Source organism: Nocardia sp. CC213A, from assembly GCF_030766805.1.
GTDB lineage: Bacteria > Actinomycetota > Actinomycetes > Mycobacteriales > Mycobacteriaceae > Nocardia > Nocardia otitidiscaviarum.
This window is the reverse complement of sequence record NZ_JASFXA010000018.1, coordinates 50,804-72,755: the sequence shown is the minus strand read 5'-3', so window position 1 is coordinate 72,755 and position 21,952 is coordinate 50,804. Positions and strand designations below refer to the sequence as shown.

The following is a 21,952-nucleotide window of genomic DNA, read 5'->3' as shown; positions in this document are numbered from 1 at the left end:
TGGTCGGGCAGCATCGCCAGGTCGAGTTCGTCCACGACATCCCGGTGGCGCCGCCTCCCAATCACCCGCCCATCGGAGGGGAAGCGATCGTGCGATTCGACTGCCTCAGCCACCACAACCGCGAATGGGGTCGGCAACACCCGGGCCTCGCCATGCAGGTGCATATCAACTGCCACCTCGACACCTGCCACACCAAGGCCGCAGCCTGGTCGGCCTTGGTCGACGCCGGGAAGGTCGTCCCCGATTCGAACCGGCCCATCAGGACTGAGCCATGACCGCCCGCGACGGCGGCCACGTCGCCTACCAGCATCGCGACGACGGGATATGGCCTGTCGGCGAAGACGGCTGGCCGATCACCGCCGAACAGCTGGCCAAACCGGATCGCGACATGAGCGGGGCTCTCAGCCTGCTGGGCCACAATGGCGAGATCATCGACGTGGAGCCGGAATCCGTCGAAGACGTCGAGCCGGACGCTCCATGACGACCCTTCTTAGTCGACAATCTCGGACTGCGGCGCGATCCCGGCAGGCCACGACTAGGCAGGACCCAGTAGATCCCACCGGTTGCCGGCAATGTCCACGAAGACCGCGACGCAGCCATACGGCTCGGACCGCGGTTGTGTCACGAATTCGACGCCCGCTGCGACCAGCCGAGCATATTCCGACCGGAAGTCATCGACCCGCAGGAAGAACCCCACGCGACCAGCAACCTGACCGCCGACTACGGCCGCCTGCCCCTCGCCGTCCGCACGCGCCAGCAGGATTCCGGTTTGCGCACCTGGCGGACGAACCACCACCCACCGCTTGGGTCTGCCATCGTTGGTCAGCGACGGCACGTCCTCTACCAGGTCGAAGCCCAGCACCCCGACGAAGAACTCGATTGCCAGGTCATATTCCTCGACCACGATCGCCACCAGCTCCAGATGCACCCATCTGAGCATAGGCCCGCGTCCGGTGCGGCCAACCGCAGTTCAGCGGTGCTTATTGCCCTTCTTCTCGAAACCCTCGATTGCGGGCTGCGGGTTGGCGGATTTGGCCTTCTTCTCCGCTCGTTTCTCCTTCAGGGTCTTGCCCTGAGCCTTGGACATCTTGCTACGCGGAGATTTGTCGGACAACTGGTTGGTCCTTTGTTCGGAAGCCTCGATGGCCTCGTTACCTCGACCCTACGCCACCACGGCAGGCCCCAGTTCCGTATCGGGGCAGGCGTCTCGCGATCGATCAGCGGAGCTACCGAGGGGCAGCTTCCAGTGCGGGATCGCCATGCTCCGGCTGGCCGGAGCGCAGTCTGGCGTGAACGCACCCACGCGCAACGGCCCGTCGACTCCGACTGATCAACCCACTGTCGGTGCGGGCGGTCCGAGCAGATTCCACCCGTTTCCCGCGATGTCGAGGAAGACAGCAACCTGCCCGTAGGCTCGCTGCCACCTACGCCGGTGTTCTGGCCACGACCCCATGTGTGGTCGATCGGCCAGAGCAGCTGGAGCGTCACCCGGGGAAGTCGGATGCCCAGCCCAAGCCCGCCGTATACATCCCGCCGGGGTCGGCGAGACCGGTGTCGAACAGCAGGAATTCACGCCCTCCCGCCCATTGCGCGCCGCGACCTCACCCCACGGCCAGCACGATCCCGGTAGGTCGCGACTGCCGTCCGCGGAGCCCGCGCATCCTGACGACCTTCGGCTCTGCCGCCCTCGGGATCGGTTGATGCATCGTAAAGACAGGCGACTGAAAGGAATTCGACGATGCTATCGCTGTCGAGACGCACCGAGACCGGGCACATACGCAGTGCGGCACACCGACCGCGGCCACCACGAACCAGCAGACTGCTCGGATCGTCGGTTGCTCTGCTCGGCGTGGCGGCCTCCGTCCTGGTGACCGCGCCGGATGCCGCCGCGCGGGTGACCGGCCTACACGCCTCACCCGGGCTCAGCTGGGGGCCGACCCAGCAGTACGGCACCAATTGCACCTACACACTGACCGCGACCGTCGACGACGCCGCCCCCGTGTCGTTCTACGACTTCGACCCCTCGACAGTCTTCTCACCGAGCAACTACATCCAGCCGGTCGATGGTGTGGCGACCGTGCAGTGGACCCCGACGAACCCCGGCTGGCACCGGATCGTCGCCTACCAAACCTCCGAGGGCGGTCCCGCAATCAATCTCGAGGTCGGCACCGGCATCAACACCGGCTCCGCCTGCCTCGTCTTGCCGTAGCGAGCAGACGCGGCCCCTCATCCGATCGAACGAAGGTAACCCGATCAGAGCAGCGGCCACTTACACCCCTCATCGATGCACTTCGACGGGGGAATCGCCAGGTCGTGCCGCCGACTGATCCTTCCGATGGGCGATCACTCACCAGAAAATCTTCAGTGGCTACTCTAGACATTCCATATGCTGTTGGGTAATTTCACTGTTGTCAAAAATGAGAGATCGAGTGACTGGGCAGGTGAACTGCCTGGTATGCGGTACCCCGCCCCGCCGACGCAGGCGAGAATCCGGCTGGCCCACTGGCTGCTGGACCGCCGCCGGCGGGGCGGCACAGCAAGAAGGCTCGCAGACAAGATGCGTACGCATGGAGGTGGTGGCCACTGAGTAGTCGAAACCCAGTTGTACGACCCGAGTGCTCTCGGGAGCTGTGAATGCCATCGGCCTTTGGAGGCCGGTGAGCAACTCGACCCTTTCGTATACGTATTTCCCAGGCCCCGGCGCACAGTGCGCCGGGGCCTCTGGCCGTTGGCAAATTGAGAGGTGCTGTGCAGCAACCGGATATGACTCCCACTCCGGATAGAAGCGGGGTGGACCGACTAGACGACGAGGATTTCCCCGCCTACAGCATGGGTCGCGCCGCCGAGCTCCTCGGTGTGACCCAGGCGTTTCTGCGCTCCCTGGATGGGGCGCGCCTGTTGACCCCGCAACGCTCGGAGGGTGGGCATCGCCGCTACTCGCGCTATCAGTTACGGATCGCCGCGCGGGTGCGTGAGCTGATCGATGCAGGGAACTCCTTGGAGGGCGCCTGCCGGATCGTGATCCTGGAAGATCAGCTCGCGGAGGCGCAGGCGCTCAACGCCACCCTGCAGCACGCCCTCGACACGCACGAAGCCCGCGACTCGGAGCACCCGTAGCCCGTGCGGGGCCAACGCAGGCAGCCTGCGGTGAGTGGCCGACGAGAGAGCTCCAGATGGCGCGGACGTCCTGGACGCGCGAACCCGTCTGCCTCTGCTCCACAGGTGTGCCGGCCCTCCGACTTCGATGTCGAAGCCGTGCCCCGGGGTGGCACGTACACGGCATCGAGTCGCGGAGGCTGTCACGCCGAAACCATTCCACCGCAACGGTTGTCTCATCGTCCCGTGGGTTTCGATTTTGATCACACTGTGCGTGTTATGAACAGCGGGTTGAGTTCTTCCCACTCCGGCGTGTCCGCTGCGGTGTTCGGGCTGGGGGCTTTCTGATCCAGGAGTCCGGGCGTTTCCAGCAGTTCCGTGTACCGCTTGGCGGCTTCGGTTCGGGCCCGTTCCCGTGCGGCCTCATGGCATGCCATGATGGCCTTCGCCAGTCGCTCGGGTTCCACGGACATGGCGGCCTCTGAGATGTGCAGCTTGGTGATCGTCCCTTCCAGGTCGGTCTCGACTACTACTGCGCCGCCGGATGTCTCGGCACGACCCCGGCCCGCTTCGATCGCGCTGTGTAGTCGCGCGTTCCGCTGCTCCGATTCGGAACTCATGGTCGACCCCCTGAGTGTCGTTCAAGCGCACCCCGTGATCTGTCCGGAGCATCGGCCACCAACATTAGGGGCGCTGACGTGATAACCGCAATCGATGGGCGGTGCCGTTGCCCGCTTCGAGGGCGGTGCAGCCGGGGCGGGTTCCCACGAAAAGGTCATCCAGTCAGAAGTCGTTGGAACGGACCAATATTCGGTGCTTCGCACGCTGGGCTTGTCTAGGATGGCAGCTTTTCCAAAGCGCGTTTCGCCTGCTTGCGGATGGAGGCATACGGATGGTCCAGCAGTGGTTCGATCAGGTGGCGGACGCCGGTTGCTTTCATCTGGACTAGTGCTTTGATCGCAGCTTCACGCGGACCAGTGCCGAGTTAGCTGACTGCGAGATCGCGTGCTTCCGGTGTTTTGACCTTGCCGAGGTACTCGACGAGCGCGCTCTTGGGGGTGCCCTCCGGCAAGTTGGCGAGCAGGTCGGCGATCTGTGCAAAGTTCTGCTTGGCGGCAATCACCCCCAGGCCGGCGCATGCCCATTCCCGGTGCTGGGTCGGTAGAGGTGGTTGGTGCCGTACCTGGGCGATGAGGAGGTCGATGGCTTGCTGGTTGCCGCGAGCGGCGGGGTCGATGAGGTTGCGGATGAGTCCGGATCGAATGATGGAGCGGTGCTCGGTTTCGGGACCGGGGATTCGGGTCTCGAGGTGGGCAAGCCAGTCGATGAAGATGGGGATGCCCTGTGGGATGTTCTCGGACCGTTGGACAGATCGTCGAGGGTGTAGCACGGCACATTCACGGCCGCGAGTTCCTCCATGATCCGTCGGTCGAAACCGTGTTGACCGTGGACGTACCGGGCCGGCACGTTGTTCATCCAATCCGTGCCACCGTTTTCGCTGCCAGCGGGCATGTGTTTGTAGGTGATGAGGGCGTGCTCAGGGGTCATTGTTGTCATCCAGTTCTTTTCGCAACAGCTGGATCTGGCCGGTTCGGATCTTGTCTGCGATTACAGGGTCGTCGATCTGTGTCCGGTGATCGACCACCAACGTCGGTGTGTAACCACGTTCACGTGCCCACTGCTCCTGGATGACGATCTGGTCGCTGTAGCGGGCGATGTCGTTGGTGTTCTTCACCTCCATGACCTGGCGATTCACGTCGTCGACCACTCGGGGCACCGAGGTCTCTGAGCACAGGTCGATCCGCCGACCATGATCGACCGCCCAGTCCACCACGCCGAAGTCATCTCGCTCGAGGGCGACAGCTACCGGCTCGAGGACCGCTACCTCGGCCACGTCCCCGCCGCCACGACCAACGACTGAAAAGGGTGCAGCGCTGCTGCGAATTAGCCGCGTTGTAGAGCATGAGGATGGCCGGCCCCCAGAGCGGGGATTCCTCGGGATGCCGCACCTGATAGATCAGCCGGGTTCTCAATGCTGAACGCCCGCAGGGGGTCGACGATGGCAGCGCTGCCATGTGTGGCGGTTACGACGGACGGCCGCCGCAGCGCAATGGGGTATATCTACAGGGAACGATAGGCCGTATGCACGGTTCAGGCGCGCGGGCCTGGGCCGTGCATTGGGTTGTGTCCATGCTGTACGTGCCCCCGGGGCGGCACGTACAGCATCCACACAAACACCCACCCGCGGTGAACTGCGGATATCTGCCGACGTCGGGGTGAAGCGGCGCGTTCGCGGCCGGATTGGCAGTGCCTGACCTGCGGCCCGGTGCCGGAAGTGTCGAGTGCGGGGCTCCCCCTCCGGAGGCCCGCCAAGTGCGGGATGGGCTGGCTGGTTGCCGGGGAGGACGGGTTCGGTCGCGCCCGGCACCGGGATCAGCGAGTGCCGTCGTACGGCGTGCCGTGGGCGCGACGAAAGCGCCGCCCTGGAACTGTCATGCCCGTTCTACGGGCTCATAGTCGGCGAGCGCGGCCAATCGCTGTCCCTGGAGCAGTCCAGAAGATGCCGCTGCTATACCCCGGCAGCACCGTCGGCCTGTACCACGTTGAGCGAGACCATCACCTGATCGCGATCGCGGATCGATGGGTACGCGTCGGGAATGGTCGGTTCGATGGAGTACAGCATCTCACAAAGCAGGTCGCGCTCCTCGCTGGTGATCGGAATGTTGTGGTTGACCAGCGCTGCGGCAAGGTTGCTGAACAGCATCGGGTACTCGCCGACGGAGTGGAAGGTTCGTAGCTGGGCGAGTACCTTCTGTGGTACCCGGCCGGTCAGGGCATCCAGTAGAGCTTGGCCGACTCGCCGCCTTTCGTTGCCGCGTTTGATCCTTTCGGCGCGGTCTTCGGGCGTGAGGTGCCATCGCCCTTCCTCATCGCGCCAGGACTTCTCCGTCATGAGCGCCTCCGTTCTGCCTGCTCAATCAGTGCGATCGGTGTCAGTGGTCGCGTAGTCCGGCCCACGGCCCCATACCGCGGGGCTGTCTTCGGGAATATCGAGTTTCGATTCCGCCGCAGGCGGCCCAGTCCTTGCCCGTTGGGACCACCACGGACACCGCCATCAACGGGTAGAGCTGGCATGTCCGGACGCAAACCAGATGTCGCGTTCAAGCAGATTCTCCTCCAAAGCCACGTCACTTCGCTGGGCGATCACTGTCGACCGGGTGAGGTCAGCCGCCACCAGATCCGCCGCGGCCGCCGAGACCTCCGCGCCCTGGTTCGGAGTTTCCTGGTGCCGGCTGTTCGCGTCCAGGTGCCGGTCGGTCGCCGGGTCGTTGCCCGACGCCCGGAACTGCGGGCGGAGGATTCAGCCCGCCACCACCCTCCGAACCGTCACCCCCACCCGAACTCGATGGTGCCTGATCGCCCGATGGGGCGGGGCCGCTCGGCGGGTTGAATGCTGGATCGACGGTCGCGACCGGTCCATCGGCACCCTCCTGCCACACCCAACCGGGCGGCAAGGTCGGCAGTTCCGGCGGTGTTTCGGGGGCGGCAGGGTCCTCGGGCACGAGGATCAATCCGCCCGGGCCGTAGCCTCCCCAGGTGTAGCCCTCGGGTGGTTCGGGCATTCCGTTGGGCTGCGGCTCGGGGATCAGCTGTGGAGTCCCGTCGGTATTGATACTGCTCCACCTCCAGTTCGGTGGGGCTTCGGGAAATTCCGATGGCGGCGGTCCATCGGGATCGTCGGGGACCAGTACCCACGAATCTGGGTTGTCGAGCATGGGGTTGTCTGCCGCGCCGGGCGCCCAGTGGTAGCCGGGGGGCGGCTCGGGTAGTCCGTGCTGCGGCACCCTTCTGTCGGGGTCGGGTTGAGTCCGCAACGGCGGAGAATCCTGCCCGGCACCCGACTCGTCGGCATCCGGCTGCGGCGATTCGTATGTCGCGGCCGGTCCCGATTCGCCCGAATCCGACTCACCGGTTCCCTGCGAGTCCGACTCGTCGGATCCTTGCGAGCCACCGTCATTCCCCCCACCCTCACCGTTGTCCTCCGACATCGGTTGCGGGTCACCGTTCTCATCGAGCTGGGTCACTCCCGGCCCCCCAGTCGGATACGCAGTGACGACAGTGCCGTCCGGCATGATGGCTACCTCGATTGCGACGCCATCGACGGTGCCCTTCACCAACCATGTGCCCTTGTCTTCCTGCCATTCAGGGGGCTGGTCGGGGTTGTTGGCGACCTGTTCGACGGCCCGCATGATGCGGTCCGGTCCCCAGTCCTCCGGGAACTCCGTTTTACCTGGATCTGTGGCGGAGCCGGACATATGCCCGCCCGACCCCTCCCCGTCTCCGTAGAGAATGTGGGCGCGCGCGGAATCGGCGTTGATCTGGCCCGGTTGGGGGTGGGGACCGGGCACGTCGTCCCACGGATTGCCGCCATCTTCACCGGGAGCGCGGCGCACGGCAGTCGTGGCCAGCCCGGATCGAAGCAGAGAGCCCAACGACGTACTGCCACCGCTGCGTCTAGCCGCAGCGGTGAACGCCGCTGCACCGGCCACAATGAGCGCTACTGTGCGCGGGTCGAATCCGTCGCGCTCGGCTGGTTCGGGCACCGGTGCGGGTGGTCGATCAGTGGACGGCGACCCCGGCCGGTCAGCGGACGGTGCTGGTGGCATGTCGCTGCGGAGTAAGCGTTGTTTGAGGTCGGCGAATTCCTGATCCGACAGCACGCCCTGCTCGTGCAGGCGCGCCGCGCGTTCCAGTTGCGCCACGAGGTCCTCACCCTCCGCGGGTGGCGGTGGTGTAGGCACTTCCCCGGTAGGTGGCTGTCCTGGGGCAGGTGGGGGTGCGGTCGGTGCCGGTGGGATGTTGCCGGGGAGGACGGGTTCGGTCGCGCCCGGCACCGGGATCAGCGGGGTGCCGTCGTACGGAGGTGCCGCGGGTGGGACGAACGCGCCACCGTTGGGGCCACCGCCAGTGCCGGGCTGGTCGGGCAGGGAGGGGATGCCCGGGGTGGGTGGGGCGGCGGTGGTCGGCATCCCGGGTTGTCCGGGCGGGGGAGGTGGTGGGGGCGGGCAGGAGATGCCCAGCATGGGGTTGGGGATGCAGATCGGTTGCGCCGCCACCGGAGTCGGTGCCGCCCACAGGGCGGCGGTCGCGGCACCGGTGAGGGTGAGCAGCCCGGCTGCGGCGGTGATCCGCCGCACGGTGGGTCGCCGTGTCGGCATGATGGTCACCGGGCTGGGGTCGAGGTGCTGCCGCCGGACCGCATCCGCTCCACCAGTTTGTCCGCGCCCTGCCAGAACAGTCGGCCCGCGATCGACATGACCACGAAGAAGCCCAGATACACCCAGATCGCGCCGTACCGGTCGGCCCACTGCGGGATACGGCCCAGCACTGCAAAAGCCGCGATCAACAGAACCAGGCCAACCACCACGGCGGCGACCGGCCGCGCCAGCGAGCCCGACGACTGCGGCGGGGCGGTGTCGTCGGTGTGTTGCCCGGGCGACTGCGTCGCGGCGGTGCCCATGGGGCGGAGTTCCTTCCTCTGCTGTACTGCGGATTTCGCTGAACCAGAGAACGCTGAACCAGAGAACACGGAGAAAGCGGTGCCCACGCGCGAAGACCTGATCAAGATCAGAACCATTGGGATCGTAACCGTCGATGACCAGCAACAACACCGATTCGATGGCGACAATTCGGTCACGCTCAGCCGAGTCGACGCGACCGCCCGATCACCAGGGGGGCGGTCAGAACGAGAGCGGATCGCCGAACACGGTAATGGTGTCGTCGGCGGCAGCGGTCGAGACGGTCAACGCCGCGACCGACCGCAACGCGACCTGCCCCACGCAGGAGTCCACACGCAAGGCGACGTCGTAGAGGGCCAGATAGCCGGTCGCGGCCGCAAGGGGCTTGGACCCCAGAGCGACAGTGGTGATGGATCCGGGCCGCAACGTGACTTGCACGCTCGGCGTGATCCCGGCATTGAGACCGGCGTTACCACCGAGGGTTCCGGAAGGATACTGGGACGCGGTGCCGCTACCGAGCACGCCGAGGTTGGCACCCAGCGTACCGGCCATCCCGAGGGTCATCCCCGAGGACACATCCGTATTGCAGCCGATCATCAACCCGACCGCGATCGTCGCGGACCGCACCGGCGAACGCCCCTGACCGCCGATCTCCCCGACAGCCATCACCGACAAGAAACCTTCACGGGAGAACGCGGCGGCATTCAACGCGATCGGCCACCGCTCCAGATTCTCCCGGGACTTGGTGACGGTGATATCCCAACCGTCGGCGGTGGTCACCGTCCGCGACTTGTCGGGGGTGCCCTCCGCCAGCGCGGCACCGGCCCCAGAGCCGACACCGGCCAACACCACCGCCAGGGCCAGGCATCCCGCACCGACCACCGGCCGGATGCCACCACCGTCAACGAGCACGCCACACTCTCCTGTCTCAGATCCTCGACAACGAGCCGGACACGGCAAACCCCGCGCACACCCTAGACGACCGATCCGCCATGACCAGCGCATTCCCGTCCCCGACACGCCACACCCTCGACGGTGATGAGCCATCCACCTTCCACCGACAGCTCCCAGCCGCGGACCGATCGGACCAGAAGGAGTTCATCAATGCCAGCACTGGGAAATACCCAGACACATCGACGGCACCACGCTGATCATCGGCCTTACCGTCGTCCCCGCCGTCACGGTCATAGCCTGACCTACCGTCTCCAGGCCGGATCTCCGTGGCCACGTCTTCTCTGGCCCTCACGTCGATTCCGGCGCTACACGGCGGCACGCGGACCCCGACCACAGCCTTCGTCCGCAGTCGGTCCATGCGAAGGCTGCGGAGCCGATCCACGCCGTCAAAGCGCAACCACGATTGACCCACGGCTGGGCCGTGCCCGACTATCTGTTGCGAGATCAAAACGTTCCGAGATGTCGAAGTCGTGCCCCCAGGGTCGGGCTCGAACCGACACTGGGCGGATTTAAGGGTCAAGTCCCGGGGCGTGGTGTAACTGGGGTGGTCACCGCATGATCCGAATTGTCGGTCAGGCGGTGAGTTCTGCGGGTGTGGTGTCCTCCTGTTCGTCGGTGGTGAGCCCGCGGGAGCGGGCCAGGACGTCGAGGCCGAGGTAGCGGCGGCCCTCGATCCATTCGTCGTGTTGTTCGGCCAGGACCGCGCCGACCAGGCGGATGATCGAGCCGCGGTCGGGGAAGATCCCGACGACGTCGGTGCGGCGGCGGATCTCCTTGTTCAGCCGTTCTTGCGGGTTGTTCGACCAGATCTGCCGCCAGATCTGTTTCGAGAACGCGGTGAACGCCAGCAGATCCGCGCGTGCGGTGTCGAGGTGATCAGCGACCTTGGGCAGTTTCTCGGCCAACGCGTCGAGCATCCGATCATATTGAGCGGCAACAGAGTCCGGGTCTGCTTGATCGAGTACCGAATGCAGCAGGGTGCGGACCCACGGCCAGGACGATTTCGGGCAGACGCTCATCAGATTGACCGTGTAGTGGGTGCGGCAACGCTGCCAGGCCGCGCCGGGCAGGGTCGCGCCGATGGCCGCGACCAGACCGGCGTGGGCGTCGGAGGTCACCAACTTCACCCCGGCCAGCCCGCGCGCGACCAGGTCCCGGAAGAACGCCAGCCAGCCCGCGCCGTCCTCTCCCGAAGTCACCTGCAGCCCAAGGATTTCCCGGTAGCCGTCGGCGTTGACGCCGGTGGCGATCAGAGCGTGGACATTGACCACGCGCCCGTTCTCGCGGACCTTCAGCACGAGCGCGTCCGCGGCGACGAACGTGTAGGGGCTCTGATCCAAGGGCCGGGTGCGGAACGCTTCGACCTGGGCGTCGAGATCGCGGGCCATCATCGACACCTGCGACTTGGAAAGGCTCGTGATGCCGAGGGATTCGACGAGTTTCTCCATCCGCCGCGTCGAGACACCGAGCAGGTAGCAGGTCGCGACCACGCTGGTCAGCGCCCGTTCGGCGCGTTTGCGGCGTTCGAGTAGCCAGTCCGGGAAATAGCTGCCGGAGCGGAGTTTCGGGATCGCGACGTCGATGGTACCGACGCGGGTGTCGAAGTCGCGGTGGCGGTAGCCGTTGCGGTGGTTGACGCGGTCGTCGCTGCGTTCGCCGTAGCCGGCGCCGCAGGCGGCGTCGGCCTCGGCGCTCATCAGGGTCTGCACGAACGCCGAGACCATCTCGCGCAGCAGGTCCGGGCTGGTGGTGGCGAATTGTTCGGTGAAGGGCTTTCTCGGGTCGATAGGCTGGACACTGGTCATCGCGTGGACTTCTTCCTTCAGTGACTTTGTCGGTCTCTTGAAGGATCACGCGGTGACCACCCTCATGTCCGGGGTTCGGTACTCACCGGCCGAGCTACGAGCTGCTACACCATCCTGCTGGACGCAACCATTTTAAGATGGCAGCTCTCGACGTTTGCATGCCGATGGATAGTGTTGGTGCGCAGCGAGATACAGCCAATGAGCGACTGTTTGTGCGTTGGCATTGCTGGCGCGATTGGGTGCGATCGAAACTCCTACGGACTGGCTGCGGACTCCGCAATCACTACTCCCACGACCCATGGGCGGCCGGTCCGGTCGTGTACTCGACCCACCAATTCGTGTAATCGCTGTCAGCCACCGGGTAGCCCGACCCGATATCGAGGTGCGCGAGGTGCTCTCCGGCCTTCGCCAGCTCGGCTTCGACATGTCGAGTGATTGCCGCATCTCGTTCGCGGTTGAAGTTCGTCAGACGATTGGGGACAGCGACGTATGTGGACGCCGTACGGGAATCTGTCATAGCAGAGATGATCCGGATTTGGCAGGCCCCGCAGAGGAGGCTCACGGCACAAACGTTCGATCGCCTAGAGGGCTGAACATCCGTGATCACGGAAGCAAGCCAGCCGCCCAGCAATCTGTACAGAATCCTGTACAGTGAAGAAATGAAGCCGATGAACTACACCGAGGCGCGAGCGAACCTCGCGTCGGTTCTAAGCAGCGCCACCGAAGATCTCGAAGAGGTGGTGATCACTCGTTCCGGCCACCAGCCTGCGGTAGTCGTCGCGCTCAGCGAGTATGAAGCGCTGAAGGAGACTGCCCACCTGCTGGGCAATCCGGCCAATGCCGGGCACCTGGAACGCTCTATCGCCGAGCACCGTGCCGGCGGCGCTTCTCCTCGGGAGCTGGTGGACATCGACGGGAGTGCTCCCGCCGACGCTCCCACTCCCAGGACGCCGCTGCGGATCTATGGACTGCCCGCATCAGCGAGTGCGAACGCCGCTTTCCCGTCCGGCCGACTGATCGCTTACGTGAGCAGCGGAAAGACGGGGGCATTTCTTATCAACAGCGCGCGTCCGGGCGACGACACTCGCGAAGAGGTAGACGAATTGGTAGCCGCCCTTCGTGCCGCCGAAGATGCGCGAGCGGATGGCTTGTTCCGCGAGATGCCAGACATGGGCGAATCATCGAAGGTGGCAGAACTCCTTCGCATCCTGTATAGGTCCCATTCGACCGAGCCCGAGCAGGAACCGGAGTCTCCCGATCCCGGACCTGCCGCGTCCAGTGCCGGAAAGCCCAAGGTGACTAAGTGAAGCTGACGTTCACCGATCCGGCCTGGGATGACTATCAGTGGTGGCTGGCGAACAACAAGCAGGTGTTGCGGCGGATCAACGCATTGATTGCGGACATCAAGCGCAACGGTCATGAGGGCATCGGGAAGCCGGAACCGTTGAAGCACAGCCTCGCAGGATATTGGTCACGCCGCATAAACGGAGAGCATCGGCTGGTGTACGCGATCGACACCGACGTAGTTGTCATCATCGCGTGCCGCTTCCACTACGAGTAATCGACGCAGGCCCGTGAGATGGAATTGACCATCGCACGCTCGGGGGGCGGTGCACCGCGGATCGGTTCCTTGCCATACCGCCGCGTCGCTCGCCATCAGCGCGGGCACCAATATCAAGGTGGTACAGCGGATGCTCGGGCACAACACCGCAACCTTGACCCTGGATCTGTACGGCCACCTGTTTCCGGACGATCTGGACACGGTGGCGGCGGTGATGAACGCGGGCGCGCTGACTGCTGCGGACGAATTGCGGACCAAGATCGATAACGCTCAGCAGGAGATCACGGGAAATGATGATCTACCAGCGGTTTCCTGAGTGCCCCCGGTCGGGATCGAACCGACACTGGGCGGATTTTAAGTCCGCTGCCTCTGCCAATTGGGCTACGGGGGCGCGGGGGTCAGCCTACCGAGCCGTACGGTTGTGCCGGAATCTTCCGGGGGTGGATTCGGGTGGGTGTCACAGGTGCGCCGCGGGGGGACGGCCTGGGATGCGGTGGTCGGGCCGGGTGCCGACTGGTCGGGGCTGGTACCCGGCCCGGCGGGTCAGGCGGTGCGGGCGATGCCCGCGAGCCAGTTGCGGAGCCAGGTGGTGGCGGTGGTGCCGTTGGCGTCCACCACGTAGCCGGGGTAGGACTGGTGGACTCCGGAGCGGTAGAACTCCTCCACCTGGCGGGCCCACTGTTCGCTGGCGGGGTCGTCGGCGGGGGCGGTGAGGATGGCGTTCCAGCCGGGAGTGAGGGCCTCACCGAGGATGGCTTGGAGGGTGAGGGCGTAGTTGCCGAACTGGAGGGGGTCGGGGGCGGAGAGTTGGGTGAGGAAGCCGGCGAAGCGGCCCGCCAGATCGTCGGTGGGGACCGAGCAGTAGAGATCGCCTGCGGCGCAGATGGTTCGGACCTTGGGGGCGAGCCAGCCGAAGCCGCCTACTCGCGCGCCGCCCGCACCGGCGCCGGGGACGGGCGGGCCGACCAGGATGTCGGTGGGTGAGCGGCGGGGGTCGGAGAGCAGGCCGACGGCGAGCACGCGGTCGGGCGGGACCACACCGAGGCCGGTGCCGATCTCGGCGGCCAGGTCACCGGCGGCGTCGGCACCCTGGCTGTAGCCGACCAGGGCGAAACGTGTTGCGCCGCAGCGGGCCGCCATATCGGCGATCAGGCCGCGGGCGGCATTGACGGCCTCGCGCTTGGAGCGGCCGTAGACCTCGCCCTCCCAGGGCAGGGCGGTGGCCGCGTAGCTGACGTAATCGGTGCGCACGCTGCCGGGCAGACCATTGGTCACCAGGGACAACATGCCCTGTTTCGGATCGTCCCGGGAGGTCTCCCAGGTGCCTGGCACCGCCACCACGTTCAGGGCGGGGCAATCACCCGGCGCGGCGTCCGCGCGGGGTGCGCCGGTCGCCCACACCATGCCCGCCGCCACCGCGGCCGCGACGGCGACACCGGCCAGACGAATAGCTCGCGTTCCACGCCGAAGCCCAGTTGCTCGCAACGACAAGGCCACACTCCTTGCTCGGTTCTCCGCACGCAGCGGATCATCATCCACACCGCGTGGATCGCGACGCTGCGGAAATCCACGCCCAGCCGACGGCCGAAACGACCGTAGCGAACTTCAGGCTTTCCGCGAAAGTGCTTTGCGAAGGTATTAACAATCCGTTTGGCCGGAGGTGACGACAGCGGCCGTCACCTCCGGAGCCGGATCGGTCAGTGCACGCCCTCCATGAGGCGGCTCACCCGAGGCGCGATGAACCAGACGGACACACCCACGGCGATGGTCACCAGGCCGGTGATGCCGAAGTAGGCCAGTTCATGCGCGGGGTCGTAGTACTTCGACAGCACGCCGGACATGGAGGTGCCCATGCCCACCGAGAAGAAGTACAGGGCCATCATCTGCGCGCGGAAGGCGTTCGGGGCCAGCTTCGTCGTCACCGACAGGCCGATGGGCGAGAGCATCAGCTCGGAGACGGCGAACGCGCCCAGCACCACGAAGACGAACAGGATCGGTACGGACTTGCCCTCGGTTCCGGAGAACACGGTGAAGAGCATGAAGGCCGCGCCCATCCCGATCACGCCGATGGCGAACTTGCGCGGCGTACTCGGCGCGCGGTTCCCCAGCCGCGTCCACATGACGGCGAACAGCGGCGACAGCGCGATGATCCACACCGGCTCCATGGAGCCGATCCAGTTCGACGGCGCGGTCCAGCCGAACACATTCCAGTCGATGCGTTCATCGGAGTACACCGCCAGCACGGTGAAGATCTGCTGGAACAGCGACCAGAACACCGCGTTCGCGATGAACAGCGGAATATAGGCCCGCACCCGCACCCGCTCGATGGGCTCCACCTTGGCGCTGGTGAGCATGATGACGAAGTAGGCGATGGAGGCCAGCACGATCACCCCGGTGGTGACGTCGGGCAGATTCTCCAGGGTGAGCAGTCCGGTCATCCATGCGAGTACGACCACCACGCCGAAACCGGCCACCGCGGCCACCGTGCGCGGAATCTCGGGGCGCGGCAGCGGGTTCGGCACCTCGCGGCCGTGGTCGCCGAGATTGCGGCGGAACACCACGTACTGCGTCAGGCCCAGCGCCATGCCGATGGCGGCCGCGCCGAAGCCGTAGTGGAAGCCGACATGCGATTGCAGCAGGCCGGTGATGAGCGGACCGGCGAAGGCGCCCAGGTTGATGCCCAGATAGAACAGGGTGAACCCGCCGTCCGCGCGCGCGTCGCCCTTGGCGTACAGGGTGCCCAGCAGCGAGGAGGCATTGGCCTTGAGCGCACCGGAACCGAGCGCCACCAGCACCAGGCCGACCGCGACGCCCGCCAGGTCCGGGATGATCGCCAGCGCGATATGGCCCGCCATGACGACCACGCCGCCGTAGAAGACGGTGCGCTCCATCCCGAGCACCCGGTCGGCGAGCCAGCCGCCCAGCACCGTGGACAGATAGACGAGACCGCCGTACGCCCCGACGATGCCGGTGGCGGTGGCCTGCGGCATGGCGAGACCACCCTCGGTGGTCGAGTAGTACAGGTAGTAGCCCAGGATCGTGAGCATGCCGTAGAACGAGAAACGTTCCCAGAGCTCCACGCCGAACAGATTCGCGAGGCCGATGGGGTGCCCGAACAGGGTGCGTTCGGCCCCCTCCTTCGCGAGAGGTGTAGCTGTCATGTGCGTCACCCTCCCATATTGGGCAATTGAACAGCAACATCGGGGACGCACTCCCGTCACCGCTTGTTCAACCGCACAAACGGGCCGTGACCTGGGTTGTCGCGGCCATGCGCCGATCCTATCGCCGGGGTGCGACCGACAGCGCGATGCCGTCCAGGATGTCGTGCTCGCTGACGATGAGCGCGTCGATTCCGGCGCGGCGCGCCAGCTCGTCCGCCAGCACCTCGGTGATCACCGCGCCACCGCCGATGACGTCCACCCGGCCCGGATGCATGGGACCCAGCGCCGCCCGCTCGTCGTGCGTCATGCCGATCAGCCGATCGCAGACGGCGCGCACCTCCGGCAGCGTCAGGCGCGTGAGATGTACCTTCTCCGAATCGTATTCGGGCAGGTCGAGGGCGACGGCCGCCAGCGTGGTCACGGTCCCGGCAACGCCGACCCAGGTGCGGGCGCGCTCCACCGGCACCACGCCGAACGCCTGCGCCAGCCGTTCGGAGGCGAAGAACCGCCCGGACGCCACCTCCTCCGGCGTCGGCGGATCGCCGCGCAGGCAGCGTTCGGTGATCCGCACACAACCGATATCGGCCGAATAGGCCGCCTGCACACCGGAACTGTCGCCCAGCACCACCTCGGTGGACCCGCCGCCGAGGTCGACCACCACGAAAGGCCCGTCGGCACTGGATAATTCGCCAACGGCCCCGGCGAAGGACAGCCGCGCCTCCTCGTCCCCGGTGATCACCTCGGCCTGCGCACCCGGCACCACGCGCCCGAGCTCCGCGCGGGTCATGGCGAAGAAGTCCTCGCGATTGCTCGCGTCGCGGGTGGCGGAGGTGGCGACCATGCGCACCCGCGAGACCCCGGCGTCGAGCATGAGATCCACGTAGTCGTGCAGGGCGGCGCGGGTGCGCTCGATGGCCTCGGGGTGCAGCGAGCCGGTCGCGTCCACGCCCTGCCCGAGCCGCACGATGCGCATCTCACGGTGCACATCGGTCAGATGCGGCGTCGCCGACGCCTCCCCGGCCGGGGCGACATCGGCGATCAGTAGTCGGATGGAATTGGTGCCGCAGTCGACGGCGGCGATCCGGTCGGTCATGAACTACTCCTCGAATACTCCTCCGGCTACTCCGCGGCGGCCGAATCGGTCCCGTACGCTTCGTATTTCGGCCAGTCCGCGGGAATCGCGGTGCCGCGCAGGCCGTGGTCGGCGGCCAGCGCCACCGCTTCGTCGCCGAGCGGATTCACTCCCGGCCCCTTGGCCAGCGAGTGCGCGATCAGCACGTGCAGGCATTTCACCCGATCGGGCATGCCGCCACCGGCGAAATCGGTGCCCAGCGATTCGATGGCGTCGCGTTCGGCGAGATACCCCTCGTAGGCCGCGCGGTAGGCGGCGGCCAGTTCGGTGTCGCGTCCCAGCCGCTCGGTCATCTCGCGCATGAGGCCGGTGGTCTCCAACCGGCTGGCCTCGGCGGTGAGCCGCGGATCGGTCAGATAGAACAGCGTCGGGAACGGGGTGCCGTCGGGCAGCTTCGGGGCCGTCTTCACGACGGCGGGCACACCGTCGGGCGTGCGGTAGGCGATGGCGAGCACCCCGCGCGGGGCGCGCCCCAGCTGCTCGGCGACGATCTCGAGATCCCGGTCGGTGGGCTCTTCGTACGTCACCCGGGTGCTCCTTCCTGCGTGGGTGTGGGCTGCGGCTCGGCGATACTGCGCCACAGCTCGGTGTACCAGGGGTCGGGTTCCCGCGGTGTGCTGGTCGGGCTCGGCACCGCGGGTTGTTCGATACCGGGCACCTGCACGATGTAGGGGGTTTCGCCGGGCATCACCAGCCGCAGCCGGTCTCGTGCCTCGGCCCGGGTGTAGGCCGGATCCTGTTGCTGCGCACGGCGATCGCGCAGCTCCGCCACCTCGGCCTCCAGCTGCGCCCGCTCGGCGGCGAGCTGCTGGGCCTCGGCACGCTGGCTGAAATAGGTGCGCAGCGGCACCGCGAGGGTGAGGGCCAGCGCGGCGACCACCGCGGCCAGCAGCACCGCCCGCCCGGTGGACAGGCCGAGGATCTTGTGTTCGGACCGTGCGGGTTTCGCGGATTTGGCGGCACGCCGGGCGGCGGCCCGCGCTCCGGCGGTGGTGCGGCCCTTACCGCTGGCCGCCGGTCGCGATCTGGCGGATCGCGACGAGCGGCGGTCCCCGCGTCCGGCCGGACTGGTACCGCGCGCTCGCCGCTCCGTCATCTCACACCTCGAAACTCAGCCGATTCGACACCCGGGGGCCGTGCGACCCCCGGGCTACCGATTTCCCGAGCCCGATTATTCAGCCTTCGAACGCGAAACGCGGGAAGGCGACGTCACCGGCGTAGCGCGCCGAGTCGCCCAGGGCGTCCTCGATGCGCAGCAGCTGGTTGTACTTGGCCACGCGCTCCGAGCGGGCCGGTGCGCCGGTCTTGATCTGACCGGAGCCGACGGCCACGGCCAGATCGGCGATGGTGGTGTCCTCGGTCTCGCCGGACCGGTGGCTCATCATGGTCTTGTAGCCGTTGCGGTGCGCCAGGTCCACGGCGTCCAGGGTCTCGGTGAGGGTGCCGATCTGGTTGACCTTCACCAGCAGCGCGTTGGCGGCGCCCTTGGCGATGCCCTCCTCCAGGCGCTCCGGGTTGGTGACGAACAGGTCGTCGCCGACCAGCTGCACCTTGTCGCCGATGGCGTCGGTCAGCGCGACCCAGCCGTCCCAGTCGTCTTCGGACAGCGGGTCCTCGATCGAGACGATCGGGTATGCCGACAGCAGTTCGCTGTAGAACTCGTTCATCTGGGCGGCGCTGCGCACGCTGCCCTCGAACTTGTAACCCTCACCGGCGGTGTAGAACTCGGTGGCGGCCACGTCCAGGGCCAGCGCCACATCGGTGCCCAGCTTGTAGCCCGCCTTCTCGATGGCGGAGGCGATGAGGTCCAGCGCGGCGCGGGTGCCCGCGACGTCGGGGGCGAAACCGCCCTCGTCGCCCAGACCGGTGGACAGGCCCTGCGACTTCAGCACCGACTTGAGCGAGTGGTAGACCTCCGCACCCCAGCGCAGCGACTCCTTGAAGGTCGGCGCGCCGATCGGGGCGATCATGAATTCCTGCACGTCCACGCCGGTGTCGGCGTGCGCGCCACCGTTGACGATGTTCATCATGGGCACCGGCAGCACGTGGGCGTTGGGACCGCCGATGTAGCGGAACAGCTCCAGGCCGGAGGATTCGGCGGCGGCGCGGGCCACCGCCAGCGACACGCCCAGCAGGGCGTTCGCGCCGAGGCGCGACTTGTCGGGGGTGCCGTCCAGGTCCAGCAGGGTCTGATCGACGGTGCGCTGCTCGACCGCGTCCAGGCCGATCACGGCCGGGGCGATCTCGTCCAGCACGCCCTCGACGGCCTTCTGCACGCCCTTGCCCTGGTAGCGGTCTCCGCCGTCGCGGAGCTCGACGGCCTCGTGCTCGCCGGTCGACGCGCCGGACGGCACCGCCGCCCGGGTGAGGGTGCCGTCGTCGAGAGCGATCTCGACCTCGACGGTGGGGTTACCACGAGAATCCAGGATCTCGCGAGCTCCGACCTGTTCGATGATGGCCACGAAACGACACTCCTTCGGCTGCTTGCTCGGCAGGTCGCACGGCATTCCCGTGCGGTGCCGAGCCTAACGCAAGGTTGCCCGGCCGCTCGCCCCGCCAGCCGGTCCGCCCGACCGGCGCAAGCAGACCGCGGCCGGTGACCGGTGGTTTCCGCCGGACGCGTTCGGCCCGGCGGACCGCGCTCAGGCTCTGCGCCCCACGCTGTAGGCCGCCGCGCGGTCGCGCACGGTGTGCATGTAGACGTTGGACTGGTTGTAGGTGAGCAGCGCCCGCTGCCAGCCCTCGGGGCCGGTGAGGTCGCCGCCGCTGGCGCACAGGTAGCGGGCGGCGGTCAGGGCCGCGTCGTCGATGCTGTCCGGATCGGCGATGCCGTCGCCATTGGCGTCCACGCCCCAGCGCTGCCAGGTCTCCGGGATGAACTGCATCGGGCCGAGGGCGCGGTCGTAGACGGTGTCACCGTCGAGCCTGCCGCCGTCGGTGTCCTCGATGCGCGCGACGCCGGGCGAACCGTCCAGGGGGATCCCGCGAATCGGCGGCGACACGGTGCCGTCCGCGGCGACGTCGGCGCCGCGGTGGGTGCCGTGCCGACTCTCGACGCTCGCGATGCCCGCGATGGTGGTCCAGGCGATGCCGCAGTCCGGCCGGGCGCGCGCCATGACGGCGGCGGCATAGCCGTACGCCTCCAGCGACACCACCGGAATGCCCAGGGCGTCGGACTGTTCCTCGGCCCAGCCGCGCAGCTGCGCCGCGGTGCGGCCGGGCGCGTCGATGTCGATGACGGGCAGCGGCGCACCCGGACCGGGCGGGATACCCTCCGGAATGGGCGTGAGATCCACTGCCCCGCAACCGGTTAGCAGCACGAGGGCGCAGGCCGTGCCCAGCAGGCCGGCGCGGGAGATGACGGCGCCAGCGCCGGCCTTCACGAAACGCACGTTATTCATCATCCAGACGAAGCGGCGCATCGGCCACGATGTGCCGACGCGCCCGTGCCGAATCGGCCGAATCCGGGGTGCCGGCAACCTTTCAGCACTACCCTTCCATGCCAACCCGCTATTTCTCTGCGACACGCCGGACGCTAAGCACAGGCTAGCCTAACCTCAGTAAGCCGTGTACTTTTCACCATCGAACGTCCGCGCACCAACGATGCGAAGAAGGGACAACCCTCGGTGAAAAGCGTTCTCTTCGAACGTAACTCGCTTCACCCCGCCGATATCGAACGACGCGCGCTGCCCGCGGCGGCGTCACGATCCATCCGCGACCTCGCCCATGAGATCGCCGTCACACTCGGACATGATCCGGCGATATCCACCACCCTCGCACATTCGACGCTGATCGACACGGTCGACACCCGCTATCGGGAATTGCCCGAGGCCGTACACGAGGCCATGCGCGCGCCCGCCACCGCCGCGGGTGTCACCATCATCGGCGAACTGCCCGTGGCCGACGCCGAACTCGGCCCCACCCCCATCGACTGGCGGCAGGCGGCGGCCTGGGCGGGCGATCCGGTCCGCTGCGCCGCCTCCTTCGAACTCGACATCGCCATGCTGCTGCTGGCGCGCTGTGCCGGCGAGCCGTTCGGCTGGCAGGGCCAGCAGGCGGGGCGGCTGGTCAACAACATCGTGCCCAGTCCGGGCCACGAGCAGGAACAGACCGGGGCCAGCAGCACCACCCTGCTCGCCCCGCACACCGAGGACGCCTTCCACCCGGAGCGCGCGAACCTGCTCATGCTCGGCTGCCTGCGCAATCCGGACCGGGTCGGCACCACAGTGTCGTCGGTGCGGCGGGTGCGGCTGGAGTCCTGGCAGCGGGCACGATTGGAGCGCGCGCTGCTGCCCATCCATCCGGATCTGTCCTACGGCAGCGAATTTCCCGCCAGCCCCGCGCCCGCCGTGGCCACCCTGGGCAGTGACGCGGACGCGCTCACCCTGCGCTTCGATCCGGCCTACACCCCGCTCGACGAGGCGGACGCCGAATTCCGGGCCGCCTACGATCATTTGGCGCTGGAGCTCGAAAGGGTGTGCATCACCGCGGCTTTGACCCCGGGAGAACTGCTGCTGGTGGACAATGACGTTGTGGTGCACGGCCGGGTGCCGTTCAAACCCCGGTACGACGGCACCGACCGCTGGCTCAAGCGGGTGAACATCCGACTGCCCGGGCGGCGTCGCGCCGAGGCCGAGAGCACCGAGAACGGGTACGGCCAGCGCACGGTGTCGCCGTTCCGCTACGACCCGAGGAATTAGCAGGTGAATACCCGATCCACCCCG

26 protein-coding genes, 1 tRNA gene and 1 pseudogene are annotated in these 21,952 nt (G+C 67.0%); 9 read left to right on the top strand and 19 right to left on the bottom strand.

The genetic code is table 11. From position 1 onward, the window contains the following. Positions 1-89 precede the first annotated feature (89 nt). Positions 90-275, top strand: a complete 186-nt coding sequence (locus QJS31_RS27995) for a hypothetical protein (protein WP_306358117.1) — start codon at positions 90-92, stop codon at positions 273-275. Continuing rightward, the gene (locus QJS31_RS27990) at positions 272-481 is read left to right on the top strand and encodes a hypothetical protein (RefSeq protein WP_282780642.1); all 210 of its coding nucleotides are present in this window, start codon (positions 272-274) and stop codon (positions 479-481) included. Before QJS31_RS27995 ends, QJS31_RS27990 begins: the two co-directional genes overlap by 4 nt. Positions 482-535: 54 nt before the next feature. On the opposite strand, the gene QJS31_RS27985 is transcribed toward QJS31_RS27990, so the two are convergent. Further along, a complete protein-coding gene (locus QJS31_RS27985) occupies positions 536-928 on the bottom strand; it encodes a VOC family protein (protein WP_282780641.1) in 393 nt (130 codons plus the stop codon). A gap of 42 nt (positions 929-970) precedes the next feature. Next, positions 971-1,114 (bottom strand): hypothetical protein, encoded by a 144-nt coding sequence (locus QJS31_RS27980; RefSeq protein WP_169335037.1) that lies wholly within the window; start codon positions 1,112-1,114, stop codon positions 971-973. Positions 1,115-1,849: 735 nt separating this feature from the next. Here QJS31_RS27980 and QJS31_RS27975 point away from each other — a divergent pair. Both QJS31_RS27975 and QJS31_RS27970 read left to right on the top strand, forming a co-directional pair. Continuing rightward, the gene (locus QJS31_RS27975) at positions 1,850-2,209 is read left to right on the top strand and encodes a hypothetical protein (protein ID WP_143979400.1); all 360 of its coding nucleotides are present in this window, start codon (positions 1,850-1,852) and stop codon (positions 2,207-2,209) included. Between the two features lie 581 nt (positions 2,210-2,790). Continuing rightward, the gene (locus QJS31_RS27970; protein WP_244961527.1) at positions 2,791-3,117 is read left to right on the top strand and encodes a MerR family transcriptional regulator; all 327 of its coding nucleotides are present in this window, start codon (positions 2,791-2,793) and stop codon (positions 3,115-3,117) included. 242 nt (positions 3,118-3,359) lie between these two features. Here QJS31_RS27970 and QJS31_RS27965 read toward each other — a convergent pair whose 3' ends face one another. The 3 genes from QJS31_RS27965 to QJS31_RS27955 all read right to left on the bottom strand — a co-directional run bounded on the left by QJS31_RS27965 (position 3,360) and on the right by QJS31_RS27955 (position 4,873). Further along, positions 3,360-3,716, bottom strand: a complete 357-nt coding sequence (locus tag QJS31_RS27965) for a YbaB/EbfC family nucleoid-associated protein (RefSeq protein WP_282779326.1) — start codon at positions 3,714-3,716, stop codon at positions 3,360-3,362. Positions 3,717-4,081: 365 nt separating this feature from the next. Next, on the bottom strand, positions 4,082-4,486 hold the full coding sequence (locus QJS31_RS27960) for a hypothetical protein (RefSeq protein WP_282779328.1): 405 nt from the start codon (positions 4,484-4,486) through the stop codon (positions 4,082-4,084). Between the two features lie 147 nt (positions 4,487-4,633). Then, positions 4,634-4,873 (bottom strand): putative toxin, encoded by a 240-nt coding sequence (locus QJS31_RS27955; protein ID WP_282779351.1) that lies wholly within the window; start codon positions 4,871-4,873, stop codon positions 4,634-4,636. Between the two features lie 33 nt (positions 4,874-4,906). Between QJS31_RS27955 and QJS31_RS27950 the strand changes: the two are divergent. Then, positions 4,907-5,017, top strand: a pseudogene (locus QJS31_RS27950) (IS21-like element ISAau2 family helper ATPase IstB); the annotation flags it as partial. Between the two features lie 648 nt (positions 5,018-5,665). Here QJS31_RS27950 and QJS31_RS27945 read toward each other — a convergent pair. The 6 genes from QJS31_RS27945 to QJS31_RS27920 form a co-directional block, all read right to left on the bottom strand. Continuing rightward, a complete protein-coding gene (locus QJS31_RS27945; protein WP_282779330.1) occupies positions 5,666-6,049 on the bottom strand; it encodes a hypothetical protein in 384 nt (127 codons plus the stop codon). Positions 6,050-6,320: 271 nt separating this feature from the next. Continuing rightward, positions 6,321-8,315: an EndoU domain-containing protein gene (locus tag QJS31_RS27940; RefSeq protein ID WP_282779332.1), complete on the bottom strand. Its 1,995-nt coding sequence runs from the start codon at positions 8,313-8,315 to the stop codon at positions 6,321-6,323. 5 nt (positions 8,316-8,320) lie between these two features. Then, positions 8,321-8,617, bottom strand: coding sequence for a hypothetical protein (locus QJS31_RS27935; protein ID WP_306358116.1), 297 nt, complete (start codon positions 8,615-8,617; stop codon positions 8,321-8,323). 220 nt (positions 8,618-8,837) lie between these two features. Then, a complete protein-coding gene (locus QJS31_RS27930; RefSeq protein WP_306358115.1) occupies positions 8,838-9,527 on the bottom strand; it encodes an MspA family porin in 690 nt (229 codons plus the stop codon). A 614-nt stretch (positions 9,528-10,141) separates the two neighbouring features. Continuing rightward, the gene (locus tag QJS31_RS27925; RefSeq protein WP_282779336.1) at positions 10,142-11,374 is read right to left on the bottom strand and encodes an IS256 family transposase; all 1,233 of its coding nucleotides are present in this window, start codon (positions 11,372-11,374) and stop codon (positions 10,142-10,144) included. A 283-nt stretch (positions 11,375-11,657) separates the two neighbouring features. Then, complete coding sequence (locus QJS31_RS27920; protein ID WP_306358114.1) at positions 11,658-11,891, bottom strand: hypothetical protein; 234 nt, start codon at positions 11,889-11,891, stop codon at positions 11,658-11,660. Between the two features lie 82 nt (positions 11,892-11,973). Between QJS31_RS27920 and QJS31_RS27915 the strand changes: the two genes are divergently transcribed. From QJS31_RS27915 to QJS31_RS27905, 3 genes are read left to right on the top strand one after another with little or no spacing between them, the layout of a single operon-like run. After that, positions 11,974-12,681: a type II toxin-antitoxin system Phd/YefM family antitoxin gene (locus tag QJS31_RS27915; RefSeq protein WP_282779338.1), complete on the top strand. Its 708-nt coding sequence runs from the start codon at positions 11,974-11,976 to the stop codon at positions 12,679-12,681. Beyond that, positions 12,678-12,935: a Txe/YoeB family addiction module toxin gene (locus QJS31_RS27910; RefSeq protein ID WP_282779339.1), complete on the top strand. Its 258-nt coding sequence runs from the start codon at positions 12,678-12,680 to the stop codon at positions 12,933-12,935. Before QJS31_RS27915 ends, QJS31_RS27910 begins: the two co-directional genes overlap by 4 nt. A 49-nt stretch (positions 12,936-12,984) precedes the next feature. Beyond that, positions 12,985-13,251, top strand: coding sequence for a hypothetical protein (locus QJS31_RS27905; protein ID WP_306358113.1), 267 nt, complete (start codon positions 12,985-12,987; stop codon positions 13,249-13,251). A 1-nt stretch (position 13,252) separates the two neighbouring features. Here the strand turns inward: QJS31_RS27905 and QJS31_RS27900 are convergent. From QJS31_RS27900 to QJS31_RS27865, 8 genes are all read right to left on the bottom strand, one after another. Beyond that, positions 13,253-13,326, bottom strand: a tRNA-Leu gene (locus QJS31_RS27900). 152 nt (positions 13,327-13,478) lie between these two features. Continuing rightward, the gene (locus QJS31_RS27895; protein ID WP_372341561.1) at positions 13,479-14,339 is read right to left on the bottom strand and encodes a cutinase family protein; all 861 of its coding nucleotides are present in this window, start codon (positions 14,337-14,339) and stop codon (positions 13,479-13,481) included. Between the two features lie 293 nt (positions 14,340-14,632). Further along, on the bottom strand, positions 14,633-16,096 hold the full coding sequence (locus QJS31_RS27890; RefSeq protein ID WP_282779341.1) for a peptide MFS transporter: 1,464 nt from the start codon (positions 16,094-16,096) through the stop codon (positions 14,633-14,635). A gap of 118 nt (positions 16,097-16,214) precedes the next feature. After that, positions 16,215-17,189, bottom strand: a complete 975-nt coding sequence (locus QJS31_RS27885) for a Ppx/GppA phosphatase family protein (protein ID WP_306358111.1) — start codon at positions 17,187-17,189, stop codon at positions 16,215-16,217. Between the two features lie 26 nt (positions 17,190-17,215). Continuing rightward, positions 17,216-17,755, bottom strand: a complete 540-nt coding sequence (locus QJS31_RS27880; RefSeq protein ID WP_039817083.1) for a DUF501 domain-containing protein — start codon at positions 17,753-17,755, stop codon at positions 17,216-17,218. Next, positions 17,752-18,324: a septum formation initiator family protein gene (locus QJS31_RS27875; protein ID WP_282779345.1), complete on the bottom strand. Its 573-nt coding sequence runs from the start codon at positions 18,322-18,324 to the stop codon at positions 17,752-17,754. The genes QJS31_RS27880 and QJS31_RS27875 overlap by 4 nt, the downstream gene beginning before the upstream one ends. A gap of 79 nt (positions 18,325-18,403) precedes the next feature. Beyond that, positions 18,404-19,690, bottom strand: a complete 1,287-nt coding sequence (gene eno / locus QJS31_RS27870; protein ID WP_282779346.1) for a phosphopyruvate hydratase — start codon at positions 19,688-19,690, stop codon at positions 18,404-18,406. Between the two features lie 180 nt (positions 19,691-19,870). Beyond that, positions 19,871-20,632: a lytic transglycosylase domain-containing protein gene (locus QJS31_RS27865; RefSeq protein WP_372341557.1), complete on the bottom strand. Its 762-nt coding sequence runs from the start codon at positions 20,630-20,632 to the stop codon at positions 19,871-19,873. A gap of 222 nt (positions 20,633-20,854) precedes the next feature. Between QJS31_RS27865 and QJS31_RS27860 the strand changes: the two genes are divergently transcribed. Next, on the top strand, positions 20,855-21,928 hold the full coding sequence (locus tag QJS31_RS27860) for a TauD/TfdA family dioxygenase (protein ID WP_282779348.1): 1,074 nt from the start codon (positions 20,855-20,857) through the stop codon (positions 21,926-21,928). Positions 21,929-21,952: the final 24 nt, after the last annotated feature.

Bases quoted from the DNA above. Each gene is read 5' to 3' on its own strand.
- QJS31_RS27990 (WP_282780642.1), top strand. From the start codon at position 272: ATGACCGCCCGCGACGGCGGCCACGTCGCCTACCAGCATCGCGACGAC.
- QJS31_RS27965 (WP_282779326.1), bottom strand. From the start codon at position 3,716: ATGAGTTCCGAATCGGAGCAGCGGAACGCGCGACTACACAGCGCGATC.
- QJS31_RS27945 (WP_282779330.1), bottom strand. From the start codon at position 6,049: ATGACGGAGAAGTCCTGGCGCGATGAGGAAGGGCGATGGCACCTCACG.
- QJS31_RS27940 (WP_282779332.1), bottom strand. From the start codon at position 8,315: ATGCCGACACGGCGACCCACCGTGCGGCGGATCACCGCCGCAGCCGGG.
- QJS31_RS27935 (WP_306358116.1), bottom strand. From the start codon at position 8,617: ATGGGCACCGCCGCGACGCAGTCGCCCGGGCAACACACCGACGACACC.
- QJS31_RS27925 (WP_282779336.1), bottom strand. From the start codon at position 11,374: ATGACCAGTGTCCAGCCTATCGACCCGAGAAAGCCCTTCACCGAACAA.
- QJS31_RS27920 (WP_306358114.1), bottom strand. From the start codon at position 11,891: ATGACAGATTCCCGTACGGCGTCCACATACGTCGCTGTCCCCAATCGT.
- QJS31_RS27895 (WP_372341561.1), bottom strand. From the start codon at position 14,339: ATGGTGTGGGCGACCGGCGCACCCCGCGCGGACGCCGCGCCGGGTGAT.
- QJS31_RS27890 (WP_282779341.1), bottom strand. From the start codon at position 16,096: ATGACAGCTACACCTCTCGCGAAGGAGGGGGCCGAACGCACCCTGTTC.
- QJS31_RS27885 (WP_306358111.1), bottom strand. From the start codon at position 17,189: ATGACCGACCGGATCGCCGCCGTCGACTGCGGCACCAATTCCATCCGA.
- QJS31_RS27875 (WP_282779345.1), bottom strand. From the start codon at position 18,324: ATGACGGAGCGGCGAGCGCGCGGTACCAGTCCGGCCGGACGCGGGGAC.
- QJS31_RS27865 (WP_372341557.1), bottom strand. From the start codon at position 20,632: ATGATGAATAACGTGCGTTTCGTGAAGGCCGGCGCTGGCGCCGTCATC.